This window comes from Brucella sp. NBRC 12953 (assembly GCF_040369775.1).
Lineage (GTDB): Bacteria > Pseudomonadota > Alphaproteobacteria > Rhizobiales > Rhizobiaceae > Brucella > Brucella pseudogrignonensis.
On sequence record NZ_BAABSV010000001.1, the window covers coordinates 585,131 to 603,941 of the forward strand.

Genomic DNA, 18,811 nt, shown 5'->3' on the forward strand with positions numbered 1-18,811 from the left:
TCGAGCACCTGATAGTGAAGCTTATAATCGTTTCGAATGGTTAACGCTTCGTTTTCATGGCGGCTGAAGTCGCAGAGATTATTGGGAAGAGCTCATTATTTTCGGTCAGTCGGCTTGTTGACCTTTTCACCATTGATGCGGGCAATATCACCAATAAAGTCGCCTACGCCGGGACGTTTTTCAGCATTGAACGGGAAGGGGCGTACAACGTCCATCGCCGCAATCCCGATACGCGCAGTCATTAGGCCATTGACCACGCCTTCACCCAGTTTTGCGGAAAGACGCGATGCCAGACCATGACCTATCAGCTGCTGGATAACGCTATCTCCCATAGCAATCGTACCGGTAACGGCCAAATGCGCTACGACGCGTCGCGCAAGCTTGAGAAAGCCCAATGTGCCGGGACGGCCACCATAGAGCTGTGACAAGCGGCGTATAAGGCGTGCAGATTCAAAGATCACATAGCCAATATCGACAAGAGCCCGCGGACTGATAGCTGTTACGATGGAAACACGCTTGGAAGCATTGAGAATGAGTGCGCGTGCCTCGCGATCAAGTGGTTTCAGAATTTCCGTTTCGGCAAGACGAATAAGATTACGGCCATCGATGATTTCATCGGTCAGTCCATCAAGCATCTGACGGCCGCGAGCGGTTTCCGGCAAGCCGGCCGCTATTGTCCGTAATTCATCGACCGCCTTTCGCGCAGCGGCCATATCATCACGTTCCGCTGCATCGGCTGCGTCTTTGCGCAAATGTTGAACAGAGGCGAGCCGTCTTAATGCGATCAGCTCGCGCACGATGATGGCGATGAAAGAAGCAAGCGCAATCATTGCAACGCCAAGCGCCGTCCAGCCGAGCCAGTCTGCGCGCGTAAAAAGCGCCTGAATGAGATCTTCGGTCCAGATGCCGATCGCAAATGAAACAAGGATGCCCAACGCACCAAACAATATTTTGCTCAACGACCATCGCCGGCGAGGCGGAGCTTCAAATGAAGGGTCCAGAACTTCCAGCTCAGCAGCCTCTTCATCCGTCAGTGCGAAGACATCGACCTCGGGAATGACCTTCTCAAGATCGGTAACCGCACGCGGGCGGCGTGGCGCATCATTCGGTGCTCCAGAGGGCGAAATCGTATCCGTCGGCTTTTGAACGGTAAATGCTGCGGGTTTGCGTGGAGGCTGTTCACTCATGCCAGACGATCCCCGATTAGAAACTGCAATGCACGATCAAGCCGAATATGCGGCAACGAAAGCGTTATGCCTTCCGCCGTGCGCTCTAGCCGCGGAGGCCGGAAACGAACAAATCGAATGGCTGGTTCATCACTCGAAATCGATGGTTCGAATATTACATTAGGATTTTTTGGTAAATCACCGGGGAATATAGCTGTTTCTGTTTCACCGTCGAATATTTCCGCGTCGATGCGCTCGCCTTTTAGCGGTGTCCCGATAATGACAGGCAAGGTATCCTTGCCTTCCTTTACTGTCGCCTCACGCGTGGCGCGGACAGCCGCCATAGCCAATACGTCGATATCGGCACCCGAAAAATCAGCGCGTTCAATCGCCCGCTCAACAAGACGGCGAACGATTGCCTGCAACCGGTCATGGCTTTCATGGTGAAGATGATCGGCCTTTGTAGCAGCAACCAGAATGCGTCCTATGCGCCGCTGAATGAGCCCGGTCAGCAGATTTGCCCGCCCCGGACGGAAACAGGAGAGAATATCGGTCAGCGCCCGCTCAAGATCAGCAACCACAGCGCCACCGGCATTCATGGCCTGCATGGCATCGATGAGGATAATCTGTCGATCAAGCCGCGCGATATGTTCCCGAAAAAATGGTTTGATCACATGCGTCTTATAGGCCTCATAGCGGCGCTCCATCATTGCGGCCAGACTGCCGGTTTTAAAATCGTCAGGTTTTAGGTCGGGCAGAGGGGCAAAAGTAAGCGCTGGCGAACCTTCAAGATCGCCAGGCATCAAAAAGCGCCCCGGAGGTAGGGTGGAGAGCGCACGCTCATCAGCTTTGCCTGCACGCAGATAGGCAGTGAAGCTTTTGGCCAGCCGTTGCGCTGTCAGCTCATCTGCGTTTTCAGAGGGAACAATTGCTTTTGCTTCATTAATCCAAGCTTGAGCAAGATCGATATGCGTCGGCTCATGAGCCAGAGCGAAGGAGTCTGCACTGAACTCACTATAGGTTTTGCCCAACAAGGGCAGATCAAGCAGCCATTCGCCGGGATAGTCGACAATATCCACCGAAAGTCGCCCCGGTGACAGCCAGCGCCCCCAGGCAGAAGCTGTTTCATATTCGATTGTCAGACGGAGCTGTGAAATGGCGCGCGTAGAATCTGGCCAGATACGTTCATCAAGCAGTGCCGAAAGATGCTCTTCATATTGAAAACGCGGAACTGCATCATCGGGCTGCGGCTCAAGCATGGAACGCGAGATGCGTCCCGATTTGTAAGCTTCAAACAGGGGCAGGCGACCGCCATGCACCATATTATGCACCAGAGCCGTGATGAAAACCGTTTTACCAGCGCGAGAAAGCCCTGTTACCCCCAATCTCAGCGACGGAGACATCAAGCCTGTGGCTCGGTCTGTCAGCGTGTCGAGCGCGATCCTTGCTTCATCGCCGAAACTGGTCAGTTTTGCCAATTGTTTCCTCGTGAGAATTACGTCCTGTCACAGCCATAGATAGGAATTCATGAGCCGTATCAACAAGGAGACTGCAGATAGAATGATGAAGCGTCTTAACGCGGCAAAGGAAAACTTTCCAGAAAACCACGATCACGCGCGATTTCCGATAGCGGCCCATCGAAGGTTATTGTCGCAAGAGCAGCGGTAGGAAAGCCAGCTTCAAGACGCGAAAGGCTCGAAGGTTCACCGTCGCCACATAGCGCCAAAGCCAAATCTTCTATGCTGGGATTATGTCCAACAAGCATGAGTTGATCGGAGGCGGCATTGTTCTTGATGGCCTTCATATATTCACCTGCACCACCGCTATAGATTGTTTCATCGATAACGGTTTCAACATCAATACCAAGCCGCTCAATAAGCCCAAATGCCGTTTCGCGTGTCCGACAGGAGGCGGAGAGCACAACCCTGTCAGGCAAAATACCAGACATCTTCATAGCTTGTGCCAACTGGTCCAGTGAGGAAATACCTTCCTCATCCAGCGGCCTGTCGAAGTCTTTCATCGCGGGCTTGGCCCAAATTGCCTTGGCGTGACGGAGTAGAAAAAGGCGACTCATGAAAGGCTCCAAACAACATTTTGAGGCTTCTGAAGCGTAATCCATGCCACAATTTCTGCAAGATTGCTCCCACCACCTGCAGTTTCAGACGATTTTTCGACGAACACTCACAATATACACAGGTAGTTTTGCTGCAATAATGGGCAAAAACGAGAGCATAGGCTATGCTAATTCGGCAATTATATTTCTTAAGCAGCAACCGATCTAAAATATTGAAGTTTTTTACGAAAACAAAATTGAATTAATTATCTGTGTTTTAAAAAATGCTTATTTTTTCATCAAAATCACACAATTTTGATGAATTAAAAAGTAGTGAGACGCGTGTGTTTGATGTTGTGTCCTTGTTGCGATCGACTTATATAACCGCTCGCGTCTCCTAGATGTGGGGTGATTCAGAATGAGTGAATTGATCGACCTTGACTATAGGCCCACTGAAGACGAGCCGTTCATGAATGAACGGCAGAAGTCTTACTTCCGTGCAAAACTTGTTGCATGGAAGAATGATATTCTGCGCGAAGCGCGCGAAACATTAGAAGCGCTGCAGCAGGAAAATGCAAATCACCCGGACCTGGCGGATAGGGCATCCTCCGAAACGGATCGGGCAATTGAACTTCGCGCTCGCGACAGACAGCGCAAACTGATTTCCAAAATCGATGCAGCTCTCGGCCGTATTGACGAGGGGACCTATGGTTTTTGTGAGGAGACCGGCGATCCTATCAGTTTAAAACGACTTGATGCACGACCAATCGCAACGCTTTCTATTGAAGCACAAGAGCGCCACGAGCGCCGCGAAAAGGTCTATCGCGACGATTGATCTTCATCCAGTCGAATAAGAAATTTCAAGGCTGCGGTTTACCGCAGCCTTTTTTATTGGTTGGTTCTACTGCTGAAAAGAAAAAGTCACCGGTCTATTCGACGGATTGTCGTCATTCTTGAACCTAGCTCGGATGCCATCAATTAAGGCGCCAGCAGTGCTAACTGCTTTCCGATTTTATTTTTCATCATCGCTCACTTGTCAGTCCTTATCCGTTCAATCTCTTCGGGAGAAAATACGGATTAATCCGGCAACTGCGCTTCGATTACTGAATAATGCACGTACCCGGCCAATCGCGGCATGATCGATTGGCACAGCCAGTAACGACAGCCGTAAACGCGATTAGGCAAATAAGGATTGTTATTCTTTTCATATATGCTGCCCCGCTAAATTCTCGTCGCTCCAACACAGTTTTGTATCAGGGGATACGTGTAGATTGCCGGTGCTGAAAGCCGCATACGTTTTGAATAATACCAAGAGACCGAAGACGGGCCATCACAAAGCCTAAAACGACAAGCGTTCCCGCTTAAGCCAGTTCTACCCTGCAAACTCTCAACATAGATACCACTCGCGATCAAAGTCGCCACTCGGGCTTAACCAAAAACTCCTGAGTCATGCTCAGGAGTTTGGTATTATCCGCAAATCAGAATTTGCGTGTTTCGTCCTTGGTCAGTTCACCAAGCAGCTTTTCCATTTCGTCCTCGATATCGTCGCTTGGCTTGCCACCGTTCGGCGAAATATCGAGAGATCCTAGAAGTTCTTCTTCAAAAATATCGACTTCCAGCATTTCCGGCTCTTTGTTGCCAGATGTGGCAGACGTATCGGTTTCGAGATCTGCCATGATCGCGTCATGCAGTGCTCCGCCCAGATCTTCGAGACCGTCGTCTGTTTCTGGTTCTTGATCAGAAACAACAGCTACAGGTTCCAATTTCGGGGCTGCAGGCGTGAAATCAGGCGCTGATGAGGTTGTGACTGCAGGGCTCTGGAGAATGTCGCCAATCTCTGGTGCCGGGGTTTTCACGCTTGGCGCCACTTCACGCTCAGGCGTGACGCTACCAAGATCAGCTGCCGCAACCGTTGCTGCTGCGGCTGCACTGGCACCAAGACCTGATGTCGAACTCAAAACACCACGCGAAACCTGGCTAAGCGGATAGGCAGGATGCAAACGCGGTGCCTGCGGCTGCTCTGCCGGGCGTGCTGCAGGAAGAACGGTGCGTGGCTGTGGGGGATAGTTCGGCGTTGGACGGGGCGGCTGCTGAGGACGGGCTGGCGCAACCGGCGTTTCAGCAACCTTTGGCGCCTGAGGCGTTACTGGAGGCACAGGAGGGCGCGGAGGCGCACGGAATTGCGGCGCTTCGGGTGCAGCCTGTTGCACAGGCGTTTCACGTACTGGCTCGGGCTTGCGTTGAACAGACGTATCAATTGGAGAATTGAGCTGAATGGCTTCGTCTTTTTGAATCGTCTGCTGGCTCTGCTGGGAAAGGGCCGGGCGCTCGCTTACCTCAGTTGTGATGCTGGCTTCATGCTGGCGAAAACGTTCGATATGTTCCGGTTCGATACGTGACGCTTGCGACCGCGCGTTGGCGCGCGATTCCATAACGATGTTCTGTTCAACAACGACATCTGTCGGACCACCGATGAGTAGAAGGTGTTCAACATCGTCGCGACGAATAAGAACGAGTTTACGACGGCTGTCGACCGCGGCTGCATCCATCACTGAAAGTCTAGGCTGGCGTCCTGTTCGACCGTTCGTGGCAAAAGTCCCGCCGCCAAAGCGACGGATGATACTAAGAACAACGAAAATTCCGCCAAGAATGATCGCAAAAATAAGGATAAAGCCGACAATATTTGCGGCACTTTCTCCAACAAGACCGCTGAGCCATTCCTTCATGCGGGTAACCCTCTCATACTAAAAACGAATAATGTCCAGTCGATGAAGCCACACTTCCCCGCGCTCCATCTACTGCGACAACACATATCTCGCAGAACACTAGTTCAATTTGCCTGACTTGGGAATGTTCCATCAATTTACGAGAAACATATGATCCCCAGCCAAAACAGTGCAAAACGCATTGGTTCATGCTGTTTTGAGGTCGGGATGCTTGTGCTGTCAGGCAATTAACGCATTCTGCGAATCGGATATACCCTGCAATATGCGTCAAAATCTGGCACAAGACATAAAGCAGGGAACGTGATTGGTTTTGCTTGATGAATAAGATAGCGCTTGAGCTGGAAGAAACGGCGAACGGACGGTTTATCGTCCATGCAGTTCAGCCAAATAGCATGAAAGGGCAGTGGGCCTGATGTCGCGACAAACGGACAATAATTATCCGAAACCGCTCGTCATGCCGAAGCGTGGCTCAAGTGCAGCTCTGCGGCTTTTGATTATCGGCGTCGTGTTGACGGTTGCAGCGCTCGTCTATTTTGTATTTCGCGACCAGCTTGGTGATGGCTTTGCCATCATACTCATGGGCATTCTGTCCATGATCGGCGTTTTCTATCTCTTTGGCGCAGCGACTGGGCTCATCCATTTCAGCCAGCGGCATGGTGAGCAGGATCTCGCACACACTTTCATGGATACGTTGCCTGAAGGCACTGTTATTTCGGATGCTCGCGGCCAGATCGTTTATGCAAACCACGCCTATGCGGGCATGACTGGTATTGCGAGCGCTGATGGTATCCGGTCACTTGATAATATTCTGACCAGTGAGCCAGCCGCCTCTGACGCTATTTATCGCCTCACAAATGCAGTTCGCGACGGTCATTCGGCGCAGGAAGAAGTACGCATTTCCGGCGGCCTCTCGCGTGAAGGTCAAAGTTCAGCCGCGCCCGTCTGGTATCGGATCAAGGCGCGCCCGGTCGATGGCGGACAGGATTTTAAGGGACAACTCGTCGCCTGGCAGATTGCAGATATTTCCGATGAACGCGCCGAACAGGAGCGCTTTTTTCAGGAACTGCAGGAAGCGATCAACCACCTTGATCATGCACCAGCAGGCTTTTTCTCGGCTGATCCTTCAGGCCGGATCATCTATCTCAATGCGACGCTCGCCGAATGGCTTGGCGTTGACCTGACACAGTTCACGCCCGGCTCGCTAACGCTCAATGACATTGTTGCCGGCAGTGGCATGGCATTGATCAAAGCCGTCAAGGCAGAGCCAGGCACCAGCCGTAACACGGTCATCGACCTTGATCTTATCAAGCGCAATGGCCAGAGCCTCGCTGTTCGCTTTTATCACCGCGTTCAGGCCGCTCGTGATGGCACGCGTGGTACAAGTCGTACAATCGTACTGGATCGTGCCGAGGGTGAGGATTCATCCGCAGCATTGCGTTCCGCTGAAGTACGTTTCACGCGCTTCTTCAATTCGGCTCCAATGGCCATTGCGGCAGTGGATGCTGAAGGTCATACGCTGCGGACCAATGCGCGGTTCCTCGATATTTTCGCCCCTGTAGTTGATCGCGATGCGGTCGATAATCGCGTGAAGCTTGAAAATGTCGTTCATGAACGCGACCGCGAAACCTTCAACAAGGCACTGGCTGCAGCCTTTGCAGGGCAGGCCAGTATCTCGCCTGTCGACACGGTTCTGCCGGGTAATGAAGACCGTCACATTCGCTTCTATATGAGTGCCGTCACTGATCTTGGTGAAACAAGCGAAGAAGCGGCGATCATTTCTGCCGTTGAAACCACCGAGCAGAAGGCGCTTGAAAATCAGATGGCGCAGAGCCAAAAGATGCAGGCTGTCGGTCAGCTTGCTGGTGGTATCGCGCACGACTTCAACAATGTGCTGACCGCGATCATCATGTCTTCGGATTTGCTGCTGAGCAACTACCGCGCTTCCGATCCGTCCTTCCCGGACATCATGAACATCAAGCAGAACGCCAATCGTGCAGCCTCGCTCGTGCGGCAGCTGCTCGCGTTCTCGCGCCGTCAGACGCTCCGCCCGGAGGTTCTCGATCTTACAGACGTTCTGGCCGATCTGCGTATGCTTCTCGCGCGTCTTGTCGGCAAGGATATTGGCCTCAAGATCGAACACGGACGCGATGTCTGGCCTGTTAAGGCCGATCTTGGCCAGTTCGAACAGGTTGCCGTCAATCTCGCTGTAAACGCCCGCGACGCAATGCCGGAGGGCGGCGAGATCACACTGCGCACACGCAATGTCAAAGCGAACGAAGCGGCAAAGCTCAACTATCGTGATCTGCCTGAAGCCGACTATGTAGTCTTTGAAGTTGAAGACACCGGCACGGGTATCCCAGCCGATGTGCTCGAAAAAATCTTCGAGCCATTCTTCACAACAAAGGAAGTCGGAAAGGGCACCGGTCTTGGTCTCTCGATGGTCTATGGCATCATCAAGCAGACCGGCGGCTTCATCTATTGCGATTCCGAGGTTGGAAAAGGCACGACGTTCAAAATCTTCCTGCCACGCCATATTGAAGAAAAGGGCGCAGACAATGCACCCGTGGCGGTCAAGGAAAAGAAGGTCGAAAAGGCTGCCGATCTTTCCGGTTCCGCAACTGTGCTTCTCGTTGAAGACGAAGACGCGGTGCGCATGGGCGGCGTGCGTGCGCTGCAATCTCGCGGCTATACCGTGCACGAAGCAGCATCCGGTGTCGAAGCACTCGAGGTGCTTGAAGAGCTGAACGGTCAGGTCGATATCGTCGTCTCCGACGTTGTGATGCCGGAAATGGACGGACCGACGCTGTTGCGCGAATTGCGCAAGACGCATCCAGACATCAAGTTCATCTTTGTTTCGGGCTATGCAGAAGACGCTTTTGCACGCAATCTGCCGGCCGATGCCAAGTTTGGTTTCCTGCCAAAGCCTTTCTCTCTCAAACAGTTAGCAACTGCTGTTAAAGAAATGCTGGAGAAAGAAGATTGATGTGTGAGTGCGGTGCAGACAGCGATGCGTGAGCGTGTGATTGCGATTTTCGGTGGTGGACCAGCAGGACTGTTCGCCGCCGAGCATTTGTCTGCGCTTGGATATTCGGTCACAATTTACGAGCAGATGCCGACGGTCGGGCGCAAGTTTCTTCTGGCGGGAAAATCCGGTCTCAACATCACCCATTCAGAAGATTTTGCGCAATTTGCCCAGCGCTATGGTGCGAGCAATGATCGCCTCTGGCCTGCATTGCAGCAATTCACACCGCAGAATTTGCGCGACTGGGCGGATGCGCTCGGCGCTGAAACCTTTGTGGGTTCTTCAGGACGCGTGTTCCCCAAGGCCATGAAAGCATCACCACTTCTTCGCGCATGGGTGCGAAAACTGGAAGCGCAGGATGTCAAAATACTGACCCGTCATAAATGGATCGGATTCCAATCCGGAAAGCCACTCATTGAATCTCCGGCGGGTATCGAGCCCATATCCTGCGATGCAGCATTGTTCGCGTTTGGTGGCGCAAGCTGGCCCAAGTTAGGCTCCAATAGTGCATGGCTTGAACCTTTCACCGAGCAGGGTATTCAGATTGCTCCTATGCGTCCGGCCAATTGCGGCTTTGATGTCAGCTGGAGCGAACTCTTTGCAGAACGTTTTGCGGGAGAACCGCTCAAGTCTGTAACGATCTCCAGCAAGGCTGGTGTAACGCAGGGCGAATTCGTCATCACGCGTGGCGGCGTGGAAGGCAGTCTTGTCTATGCACATTCAGCTGCTTTGCGTGATGACCTTGAACGCGATGGCCATGCCAACCTTATTCTCGATCTGGCACCGGGCCGTACGCTTGAACGATTGACACTTAATCTTTCGCGTCAGGATAAGAAGCTAAGTATTAGTAATCTCTTGCGAAAGGGTGCGGGCCTTACCGGTGTAAAGGCCGCACTTGTGCTCGAGTTTCAGCGCGAAAAAGACCCCGCCAAACTGGCGCAAACCATCAAGGCACTGGAAGTTCCGCTCCTTCGTCCACGCCCCATTCAGGAAGCTATATCTTCCGCAGGCGGCATAGAATGGAGCGAAATCGATGAGCATTATATGCTCACAAAGCTACCCGGCGTGTTTGTCGCCGGTGAAATGATTGACTGGGAAGCACCTACAGGCGGCTATCTTCTCACCGCATGTTTTGCGATTGCGAAGGCCGCAGCAGAAGGCATGGATTACTGGCTCTCGAGAGGCAGTTAGACGCCTCACTATTCAGGCTCATGGGAGGGAATATGATACGCTTTTTGAAAATTGTCGGTTCCATTGTCCTCTTAATCCTGTTGGGTGTCGTTTTGTGGCTCGGCTTTCGGCCACCGGAGCTTCTCAAAGTCGGCACCGGCTATGCCGCAAAGATCGTTTGCTCCAATGTATTTTTGGCAAACCGCAACACGCAGGAGGTTCTGGCGCTTGATGTGCAGGCGCCGGGCCACCCGCTATTAAAATTTGTCGATGTGTCAGTCGATAACGGAAGTGAAACTGTCACTGCGCATATTTTTGGCTTTTTCGCGCCAAGCAAAGCTGTCTATCGTCCGGGCCTTGGCTGCGCCAACGTGCATGATGAAGACCTGCGTCCTCAACTGACGATGCCCATGGATGCGGCCGCTCTCATAGCCGACATCAATATTAACCCGGCCGTTCAAAGCATCATCGAAAACCCCGCATTGGCAGGACCCGGTATGCGTGCCGTGGCTGTGCTGAAAGACGGCCAGATCATCGCCGAAACCTATGCGCAGGGCTTTGATGCCGATACGCCTCTCTTGGGCTGGTCCATGACGAAATCCGTTATGGCAACGCTGATTGGTATGCGCATTTCGGAGGCAAAAATGGACCTGCAGCGCGACCATCTTCTGCCAGAGTGGGAAGGTGACGACCGCTCGAAGATCAAGCTTGCCGATCTTCTTGGGATGGAAAGCGGCCTTAAATTCGATGAAGACTATGGCAATGTCACAGACGTTACCCGTATGCTTTTCCTCGAAAACAACATGACTGAATTTGCAGCTTCCCTGCCACTGGAAGCGCAGCCCGGCACTAAATTCAACTATTCGAGCGGCACAGCCAATATCCTGTCAAAGCTCTATATGGAAAGCTTCGACACGCCTGAAGAAGCATTTACCTACGCGCAGAAAGTGCTCTTTGAACCATTGGGCATTGCAAGCGCCACGCTGGAAGCAGATGCGAGCGGCATATTCGTCGGCTCTTCTTATCTTTATGCCAATGCGCGCGACTGGCTCTCCATCGCCCGCCTTCTACTTGATAAGGGGAAGGTCGGCGAAAAGCAGCTCTTGAGCGAGGATTTTGTGCGTCTGATGCAGACGCCAGCCACAGCATCGCAGGGGCGTTACGGATCAGCTCAAACATGGCTGCAAAGTGCGGGCATTCAAGTGGGCATAGAAGGCATCCCGGCGGACGCCTTCTGGATGTCGGGCCATGATGGCCAGAGCCTGATCATTATACCTTCGATGAACCTGGCCATTATTCGCCTTGGTCTCACACCGTCGCGCACGGGTTACAAGGTTCCCGAACTTCAGGCCGCTATCATCAAGGCTTTGCAGTGACGGCAGGCAAATCCGCAAGACTGAGCTTGCGGAAATCACCGCCGCTTGGGTTCTGGAACGGATAGAGGCCGAATTCCGGCATCACTGCATAGAGATGGTCGAAAATATCGGACTGGATCTGTTCATAAGACGCCCAGACGGTCGTATTGGTAAAGCAGTAGATTTCGAGCGGCAAACCATCCGGTGTCGGGTCCATCTGGCGCACAAGAAGCGTCATGCCCTTGTGAACGCCAGGATGGTTTCGCAAATAGGTTTCCACATAGGCGCGGAACGTTCCTATATTGGTGAAGCGGCGCGTATTGACCGGGTTCTTTGCCTTGTCGCCAAGCTTTGCATTCCAGTCGGCGATTTCCTTTTCCTTCTTTGAAAGATAGCCTGTGAGCTGATCGATTGAAGCAAGGCTCTGGAGTTCATTTTCGTTCAGAAAGCGGATTGTCGCCTGATCGATAAACAGCGCACGTTTAATGCGTCGGCCACCGGATTGCTGCATTCCGCGATAATTTTTCATTGGCTCGGTGATGAGCTTGCGGATCGGAATCGTGGTGATTGTCTTATCGAAATTCTGCACCTTGACCGTATAAAGCGCGATCTCGACCACATCGCCATTGGCGTCGAGATTTTTCATCTCGATCCAGTCGCCGACGCGAACCATGTTCGATGAAGCAATCTGCATACTGGCAACGAGCGAGAGCAGCGTATCCTGAAACACCAGAATAAGAACCGCAGCCATGGCACCCACACCAGACAGCAGGATCACAGGTGATCGATCAAGAAGCGTCGCGATGATCAACACGATCGCAATAATGTAGATTACGAGCTTGCTGACCTGAATATAACCTTTGATCGGGCGATCTTTGGACTCTTCGCGGCGGCTGTAAAGCGTATCAACCACGCTCAGAACAGCGCTTACCGTGAAAGCCAGTGTCAGAATAATAAATGCCGTCGCCACATTGCTGATTACTGTCAGTGCAGTCTGTGGCAGTTCAGGTACAGCTGCGATGCCCGACGAAATAATCAATGCCGGAACGATATTAGCGAGATGGCCAATCACGCCATTTCGCTTGAGCTCTTCATCCTGACCAAATGCCGTCCGTTGAACGATCCTGTCGAGAACCTTCAGTAGTATCGCTTTGATAAGGAAGTTTGCGACAAACGCCGCAAGAAAAAGACCGCCAAGGGATGCAACCGTTTGCGCCCAGGGATGGGCAATGAAGAATTCCGACAATAGACTTTCCCGAATAAACTAAGCCAAATGATCTGGTGATTGTGAAACACTGGTACGTGGATGAGTTTCTGAAATCAACCTTCGAGCCTCATTTCAAATAAAAGCCCCGGCCAAAAGGCCAGGGCTTTTACCATACAGGACACAAGGATTTTTAAGTTACTGCGCGGGGGCAGGTGTGGCTGGTGCCGGTGCAGGGTCAGATGCTGGTGTATCTGCTGCAGGCGCATTGGTTTCGCCAGTCGCTGTTTTATCAGCAACACCGTCCGCAAAGAGGGCGGATCGATCAAAAGCAGGAGCTTCTGTCAGCTGCTCCTTTGAAGCCTTGATGACAAGCCACTTTTTACCATCACTACGCGTTGCAAGCTGAAGCTGATCCGGGCTTACCGCGACATCCTTTTCACCAACGCCAAGGAAACCACCGACGCCGATCACGGCTGCTTCAATCTCACCTTCCGGGCTTGCAATCAGATCGTTCAACTTACCGACTGAGGCTGCGTCAGGTGCATCACTCTCATAAATACTCTGTCCGATGAAGCTCGAAACGAGCATCTGGCCATCCTTGGCTTCCATAAAGCCAACCTGATCGGCATTTTCCGCTGGCGGGCTGCCAAACATATTCTGGGACGAAACCGGCATCTCCGGTGCTGCGGCGGGCGCATCTGTGGGGGCGGGTGTCGCAGTCTGCGCGAAGGCTGTGCCACCAATAAACAATGCACACGTCGTTGTCAGAAGCGCTGTTCTAAGCATAATTATCTCCTTTATACGCTCGGTTGCATTAGTTGAACGTAGAGAAGACAATTGAGTTCCAATATTTTTAATTTTCTTCTTAGAAAGAACACTGACTAATTTAACTGATATCCGGCTAATAATCTCTAATATAAAATAAGACAGGCCGGAAAAACCCGGCCTGTCTTTTATATCATCTCTAATCTTTAAAGTATTTCCAGCAAATGTTAATATCGGTTTTGCGTAGAATAATAAGAATAGACGAATAATTAGAGCGTTACCTATGATTCAATCGAAACAGGTAGCGCTCTAAAGATCAGCTGCAGCCGCTTGTCGCGCCGCAGGTGTCGCACTTAAGGCAGGTGCCATTGCGAACCATCGTGAAGTTCTGACACTCCGTGCAGCTGTCGCCGGTATAGCCCTGCATCATCGACTTGATGCGACGGTCAGCTTCAAGCTTCTTCGCAGCATTAGCAGTTTCTGCACGGGCAGATGCCGCATCAGACGCCGCCTTATCCGAGAACAGTTCAGTCGCAGCAACATTGTCCTGCTGTGGCGCTGCTGCTGGCTGCTCTTCAAACTCGCGCTTGAATGCAGTTGCACCATCCGTCACGAGACCGACAGTCGCCGGGCGAGGAGACGAAGACTTGAGTGTCGTTACATTCGAAACCGATGGAGCCGTTTGTGCCGAACCCTTGGATTCGTTACCCGAAGGGCTGTTTGAAACCAGCGTTGGCTTGTAGCCACGGGTCCAGCCAGTGGAAACGAGGTTGGTCTTGCCTTCCTTGATGCCCTTACCGAGTGCCGTGTTGGAGAAATCGCTCGTATCAACATGAGCGAGATCGTTGCGGCCAAGGTAAGACACTGCCAGTTCGCGGAATACATAGTCGATGATCGACGTTGCCGTCTTGATGGCATCGTTGCCGATAACCATGCCTGCAGGCTCGAACTTCGTGAAGGTGAAAGCCTCGACATATTCTTCGAGCGGCACACCATATTGCAGGCCGAGCGACACAGCGATGGCGAAGTTGTTCATCATCGCACGGAAAGCAGCGCCTTCCTTGTGCATATCGATGAAGATTTCGCCGAGACGACCATCACCAAATTCACCAGTGCGCAGGTAAACCTTGTGGCCACCAACGACTGCCTTCTGCGTGTAACCCTGACGACGGTTCGGCAGTTTTTCGCGCTCGTGAACGATCTTTTCAATGACCTTCTCGACAACGCGTTCAGTAATCTGAACGGCGCGCGCTGCAGCTGGTGCTTCGATCAGCGCTTCAACCGCATCATCCTCGTCTTCATCGTCAGAGATGAGCGACGCATTGAGCGGCTGCGAAAGCTTGGAGCCATCGCGATAAAGTGCATTCGCCTTGAGGGCCAACTTCCAGGAAAGGAGGTAGGCGCTCTTGCAATCTTCAACCGTTGCTTCGTTCGGCATGTTGATCGTTTTGGAGATCGCACCCGAAATAAACGGCTGGGCAGCGGCCATCATGCGGATGTGGCTGTCGACCGAGAGGTAACGCTTGCCGATTTTGCCGCAAGGATTGGCGCAATCGAACACTGCGTAATGCTCTTCCTTCAGGAAAGGCGCACCTTCAAGGGTCATTGCACCGCAAACGTGAACGTTGGCTGCTTCGATGTCCTTCTTGGCAAAGCCAAGTGCTGGCAGCATTTCAAACGAGAAGTCGTTGAGCTGCTCATCGGTAAGCTTCAACACGTCCTTGCAGAAATCCTCGCCCAGCGTCCACTTATTGAAAGCAAACTTGATGTCGAATGCGCTCTTCAAAGCAGCATTCAGCACTTCAATCTTCTCGTCGGTAAAGCCCTTCGACTTCAGCGATGATGGATTGACACCTGGAGCCTGATTGATGTTGCCGTGACCGACTGCATAAGCTTCGATTTCAGCGATCTGGCTTTCAGCGTAACCAAGTGTGCGAAGCGCTTCAGGAACTGCGCGGTTGATGATCTTGAAGTAACCACCGCCGGCAAGCTTCTTGAACTTTACCAGCGCGAAATCTGGTTCAATACCGGTTGTGTCGCAATCCATGACAAGGCCGATCGTGCCGGTTGGCGCGATAACGGTTGCCTGTGCATTGCGGTAGCCGTGCTTTTCACCGAGCTCCAGTGCCTTGTCCCATGCAGCGCGTGCGTGGGTAATCATGTCCTGATCTGGGCAATCCTCAGCAATCAGTGCAACCGGATTGACGGCAAGGCCTTCGTAACCTTCGGTTTCGCCATGAGCGGCGCGACGATGGTTGCGGATAACGCGCAGCATATGCTCAGCGTTTGGCTCATAGCTTGGGAACGCGCCAAGTTCACGCGCCATTTCAGCTGACGTGGAATAGGCAACACCGGTCATGATCGCGGTGAGGGCGCCGCCGATGGCGCGACCTTCATCGGAGTCATAAGGAATACCATTGGTCATCAGCAGGCCGCCAATATTGGCATAGCCGAGGCCGAGCGTACGGTATTCGTAGGAGAGACGAGCAATTTCCTTCGAAGGGAACTGCGCCATCATCACCGAGATTTCAAGAACCATCGTCCACAGACGAGCAGTATGCTCATATGCGTTAATGTCGAACGAGCCGTCCTTATTGCGATAGGTCAGCAGGTTGATCGATGCCAGATTACAAGCCGTGTCATCAAGGAACATGTATTCCGAGCACGGATTGGACGCACGGATTGGGCCTGCGGTCGGGCAGGTGTGCCAATCATTCATCGTGGTGTTGAAGTGCAGGCCCGGATCAGCCGAAGCCCAGGCAGCATAACCAATCTTTTCCCAAAGATCGCGCGCCTTGAGCGTCTTCATGACGCGACCATCGCGGCGTGCAGTCAGGTTCCAGTCGCCATCTTCTTCAACGGCGCGCAGGAATTCATCCTTGAGCGATACCGAATTGTTCGAATTCTGACCTGCGACTGTCAGATAGGCTTCCGAATCCCAGTCGGTGTCATAGGTCTTGAACTGAATGTCCGTGTAGCCCTGACGTGCGAACTGGATAACACGCTTGATGTAGTTTTCAGGAACCTGATTCTTCTTGGCAGCACGAACTTCGCGCTTGAGGGCAGGGTTCTTTGATGGATCGAAGCAATCATCCCGGGTTTCTGCCGAGCCGGCTTCGCAATTGACGCAAGCCTTCATGATTGCAGCCAGATGCTGCTTGACGATCTTGGAACCGGTTACGAGAGCAGCAACCTTCTGCTCTTCCTTTACCTTCCAGTCGATATATTCTTCAATATCTGGATGATCGACATCGACGACGACCATCTTGGCCGCGCGACGGGTCGTGCCGCCGGACTTGATCGCGCCCGCTGCACGATCGCCGATCTTGAGGAAGCTCATCAGACCTGACGACTTGCCGCCGCCCGAAAGTTTTTCACCTTCGCCACGCAGATAGGAGAAATTCGAGCCGGTGCCCGAGCCGTATTTAAAAAGTCGTGCTTCACGAACCCAGAGATCCATAATGCCGCCTTCATTGACGAGATCATCGCCAACGGACTGAATGAAGCAGGCATGTGGCTGCGGATGTTCGTACGCTGACTTCGATTTCGTCAGCTTGCCGGTCTGCCAGTCAACATAGAAGTGGCCCTGACCAGGACCGTCGATACCATAGGCCCAATGCAGGCCGGTGTTGAACCATTGCGGGCTGTTTGGCGCCACGCGCTGCGTCGCCAGCATGTATGCGAGTTCATCGCGGAAAGCACTCGCATCTTCTTCCGTATCGAAATAGCCGCCCTTCCAGCCCCAATAGGTCCAGGTGCCGGCGAGACGATCAAAAACCTGACGCGCATCCATTTCGGAACCGAAGCGCTCACCTTCAGGGAGCTTCGCAAGCTTGTCTTCGTCCGCTACCGAACGCCAAAGCCAGGAAGGAACGTCGTTTTCCTCAACCTTCTTGAGATTGGCGGGAACGCCAGCCTTGCGGAAATACTTCTGCGCGAGAATATCAGCAGCAACCTGGCTGAACTGCGCAGGAACATGGATGTTCTCAAGGCGGAACACCACAGAGCCATCGGGATTCTTGATCTCGCTGGTCGCTGTGCGGAACTCAATATCGGCATAGGCCGACTGATTCTCTTTCGTGAAACGGCGTTCGATCTTCATCTGTCCCATCCAAACGTTCTATATATAGTGGCCAGACCGATAAATTTCAGCCTCGGCCTGCCAGCCACGGTACGCATCGCGTCGATTTGTTTCGAACGTCCTCCCAACAGGTGAGAGGGCAATCGTATTGAGAAGCGAACTCCTCGGAAATTCATCTGGCCAAACATCCTCATGAGAGGCGTATCAGCACTCCGGCCAGTGGCCGAACTTATTCGAAGTCGAGCAAGCTTTCAGATCAGGATTTCCCCATCTGGTATGTTACCATGATTGAAAATACTAAATCTAGTATTAATGCGACGCCGCCATCAATAAATCCAGCTTTCCGTCACACCTAGTCGGCCTGAGTTTCAGACGCAAAAAACCCCGCGCGATACACGTCTTTTCGACGCAACGCCCGCTAGGAATTCAACTAGTTTGAAGAAAAGACCGACTAAATTGACTACGCTCGGCCACGCCACTCACGCAACGACAGGCTCATAAAAAACGACTCGGACATGAGCGTCAAGCATTGGTTTACCATAAGGCCGCAGACGCTAGATATTGTGGGAAAGCTCTGGGGGCAAATGTGGATAACGGGGAGAATGACGGTTATGTGAAAGACAAAAAATTTAGCCGGAAAAACAAAATACAGAACACCGGACACCGCAAAAGCCATTCACGACTGATGCATGACGGTTCAAAAATCGTTTATAAGCAGAAGGTTACTCGGCAGCAATCGCGATAGGCGAGTCGCCAAAGTCGAGAAGAATGCGTTTCAGGTCGACTTCATCCACACGCGCAGCAGCTTCACGGGGTGAGACCCATTCACAAACGCGCTGTTCGCGTTCCGGCCAATCTTTCGCGCGTTCGACAAAGTGCAACGCATAGACTGCAACCGTAAACTGGTTGATGCACTCAGGTGGCAGGTCATTTTTGCAGTAATCAAAGCTGCCGATTGGCTGAGACGATATCTCACCGCGAACGCCAGCTTCTTCATAAGCTTCACGAGCGGCAGTATCTGCAAGCGTGCGACCGACCTGCGGCCATCCCTTTGGGATAATCCAGCGACCCGTTCCACGACTGGTGATCACAAGTATCTGCAATTCATGAGCTTCATAGCGGTACACCAGTGCCGCAACTTGTTGCAAACGACCAGAAGGCGTCAAAATACGCTTCTCTGTCGCAACAAATTTTTTGGCCTGTGTTTTCACCGCGAAAGTCCCACCATTTTCCAAACAGAATGGATTGATTCGCCAAAATGACAAT

At 52.4% G+C, this 18,811-nt stretch carries 12 protein-coding genes; 4 read left to right on the forward strand and 8 right to left on the reverse strand.

What is annotated here, in order from left to right:
- Positions 1–95: 95 nt before the first annotated feature.
- The 3 genes from ABWV94_RS02885 to ABWV94_RS02895 all read right to left on the reverse strand — a co-directional run bounded on the left by ABWV94_RS02885 (position 96) and on the right by ABWV94_RS02895 (position 3,240).
- Positions 96–1,187 (reverse strand): YcjF family protein, encoded by a 1,092-nt coding sequence (locus ABWV94_RS02885; RefSeq protein WP_064320619.1) that lies wholly within the window; start codon positions 1,185–1,187, stop codon positions 96–98.
- Positions 1,184–2,644: a YcjX family GTP-binding protein gene (locus tag ABWV94_RS02890; RefSeq protein WP_113498831.1), complete on the reverse strand. Its 1,461-nt coding sequence runs from the start codon at positions 2,642–2,644 to the stop codon at positions 1,184–1,186. Before ABWV94_RS02890 ends, ABWV94_RS02885 begins: the two co-directional genes overlap by 4 nt.
- A 95-nt stretch (positions 2,645–2,739) precedes the next feature.
- Positions 2,740–3,240: a SixA phosphatase family protein gene (locus ABWV94_RS02895; protein WP_113498833.1), complete on the reverse strand. Its 501-nt coding sequence runs from the start codon at positions 3,238–3,240 to the stop codon at positions 2,740–2,742.
- 397 nt (positions 3,241–3,637) lie between these two features.
- Here ABWV94_RS02895 and dksA point away from each other — a divergent pair, with 397 nt between their 5' ends.
- On the forward strand, positions 3,638–4,054 hold the full coding sequence (gene dksA, locus ABWV94_RS02900) for an RNA polymerase-binding protein DksA (RefSeq protein WP_007874975.1): 417 nt from the start codon (positions 3,638–3,640) through the stop codon (positions 4,052–4,054).
- A gap of 643 nt (positions 4,055–4,697) precedes the next feature.
- Here the strand turns inward: dksA and ABWV94_RS02905 are convergent.
- The gene (locus ABWV94_RS02905; RefSeq protein WP_113498835.1) at positions 4,698–5,945 is read right to left on the reverse strand and encodes a flagellar biosynthetic protein FliO; all 1,248 of its coding nucleotides are present in this window, start codon (positions 5,943–5,945) and stop codon (positions 4,698–4,700) included.
- 412 nt (positions 5,946–6,357) lie between these two features.
- Between ABWV94_RS02905 and cckA the strand changes: the two genes are divergently transcribed.
- The 3 genes from cckA to ABWV94_RS02920 are packed head-to-tail and all read left to right on the forward strand — an operon-like array spanning position 6,358 to position 11,513.
- Positions 6,358–8,928 carry a cell cycle histidine kinase CckA gene (cckA, locus tag ABWV94_RS02910; RefSeq protein WP_064322411.1) on the forward strand — a complete coding sequence of 857 codons (2,571 nt, stop codon included), beginning with the start codon at positions 6,358–6,360 and terminating at the stop codon, positions 8,926–8,928.
- Between the two features lie 24 nt (positions 8,929–8,952).
- Positions 8,953–10,158, forward strand: a complete 1,206-nt coding sequence (locus ABWV94_RS02915) for a TIGR03862 family flavoprotein (protein ID WP_113498837.1) — start codon at positions 8,953–8,955, stop codon at positions 10,156–10,158.
- A gap of 32 nt (positions 10,159–10,190) precedes the next feature.
- The gene (locus ABWV94_RS02920; RefSeq protein WP_113498839.1) at positions 10,191–11,513 is read left to right on the forward strand and encodes a serine hydrolase domain-containing protein; all 1,323 of its coding nucleotides are present in this window, start codon (positions 10,191–10,193) and stop codon (positions 11,511–11,513) included.
- Here ABWV94_RS02920 and ABWV94_RS02925 read toward each other — a convergent pair.
- The 4 genes from ABWV94_RS02925 to ABWV94_RS02940 form a co-directional block, all read right to left on the reverse strand.
- Entirely contained in the window at positions 11,497–12,738 is a 1,242-nt protein-coding gene (locus tag ABWV94_RS02925) for a mechanosensitive ion channel family protein (protein WP_353412589.1), read from the reverse strand. The genes ABWV94_RS02920 and ABWV94_RS02925 overlap by 17 nt on opposite strands.
- A gap of 156 nt (positions 12,739–12,894) precedes the next feature.
- Positions 12,895–13,485, reverse strand: a complete 591-nt coding sequence (locus ABWV94_RS02930) for a PRC-barrel domain-containing protein (protein ID WP_353412591.1) — start codon at positions 13,483–13,485, stop codon at positions 12,895–12,897.
- A 295-nt stretch (positions 13,486–13,780) separates the two neighbouring features.
- Positions 13,781–17,566: a vitamin B12-dependent ribonucleotide reductase gene (locus tag ABWV94_RS02935; RefSeq protein WP_113498891.1), complete on the reverse strand. Its 3,786-nt coding sequence runs from the start codon at positions 17,564–17,566 to the stop codon at positions 13,781–13,783.
- 701 nt (positions 17,567–18,267) lie between these two features.
- Positions 18,268–18,756, reverse strand: a complete 489-nt coding sequence (locus tag ABWV94_RS02940) for an NUDIX hydrolase (protein ID WP_064322413.1) — start codon at positions 18,754–18,756, stop codon at positions 18,268–18,270.
- Positions 18,757–18,811: the final 55 nt, after the last annotated feature.

Bases quoted from the DNA above. Each gene is read 5' to 3' on its own strand.
- ABWV94_RS02885 (WP_064320619.1), bottom strand. From the start codon at position 1,187: ATGAGTGAACAGCCTCCACGCAAACCCGCAGCATTTACCGTTCAAAAG.
- ABWV94_RS02895 (WP_113498833.1), bottom strand. From the start codon at position 3,240: ATGAGTCGCCTTTTTCTACTCCGTCACGCCAAGGCAATTTGGGCCAAG.
- dksA (WP_007874975.1), top strand. From the start codon at position 3,638: ATGAGTGAATTGATCGACCTTGACTATAGGCCCACTGAAGACGAGCCG.
- ABWV94_RS02905 (WP_113498835.1), bottom strand. From the start codon at position 5,945: ATGAAGGAATGGCTCAGCGGTCTTGTTGGAGAAAGTGCCGCAAATATT.
- cckA (WP_064322411.1), top strand. From the start codon at position 6,358: ATGTCGCGACAAACGGACAATAATTATCCGAAACCGCTCGTCATGCCG.
- ABWV94_RS02915 (WP_113498837.1), top strand. From the start codon at position 8,953: ATGCGTGAGCGTGTGATTGCGATTTTCGGTGGTGGACCAGCAGGACTG.
- ABWV94_RS02920 (WP_113498839.1), top strand. From the start codon at position 10,191: ATGATACGCTTTTTGAAAATTGTCGGTTCCATTGTCCTCTTAATCCTG.
- ABWV94_RS02930 (WP_353412591.1), bottom strand. From the start codon at position 13,485: ATGCTTAGAACAGCGCTTCTGACAACGACGTGTGCATTGTTTATTGGT.
- ABWV94_RS02935 (WP_113498891.1), bottom strand. From the start codon at position 17,566: ATGAAGATCGAACGCCGTTTCACGAAAGAGAATCAGTCGGCCTATGCC.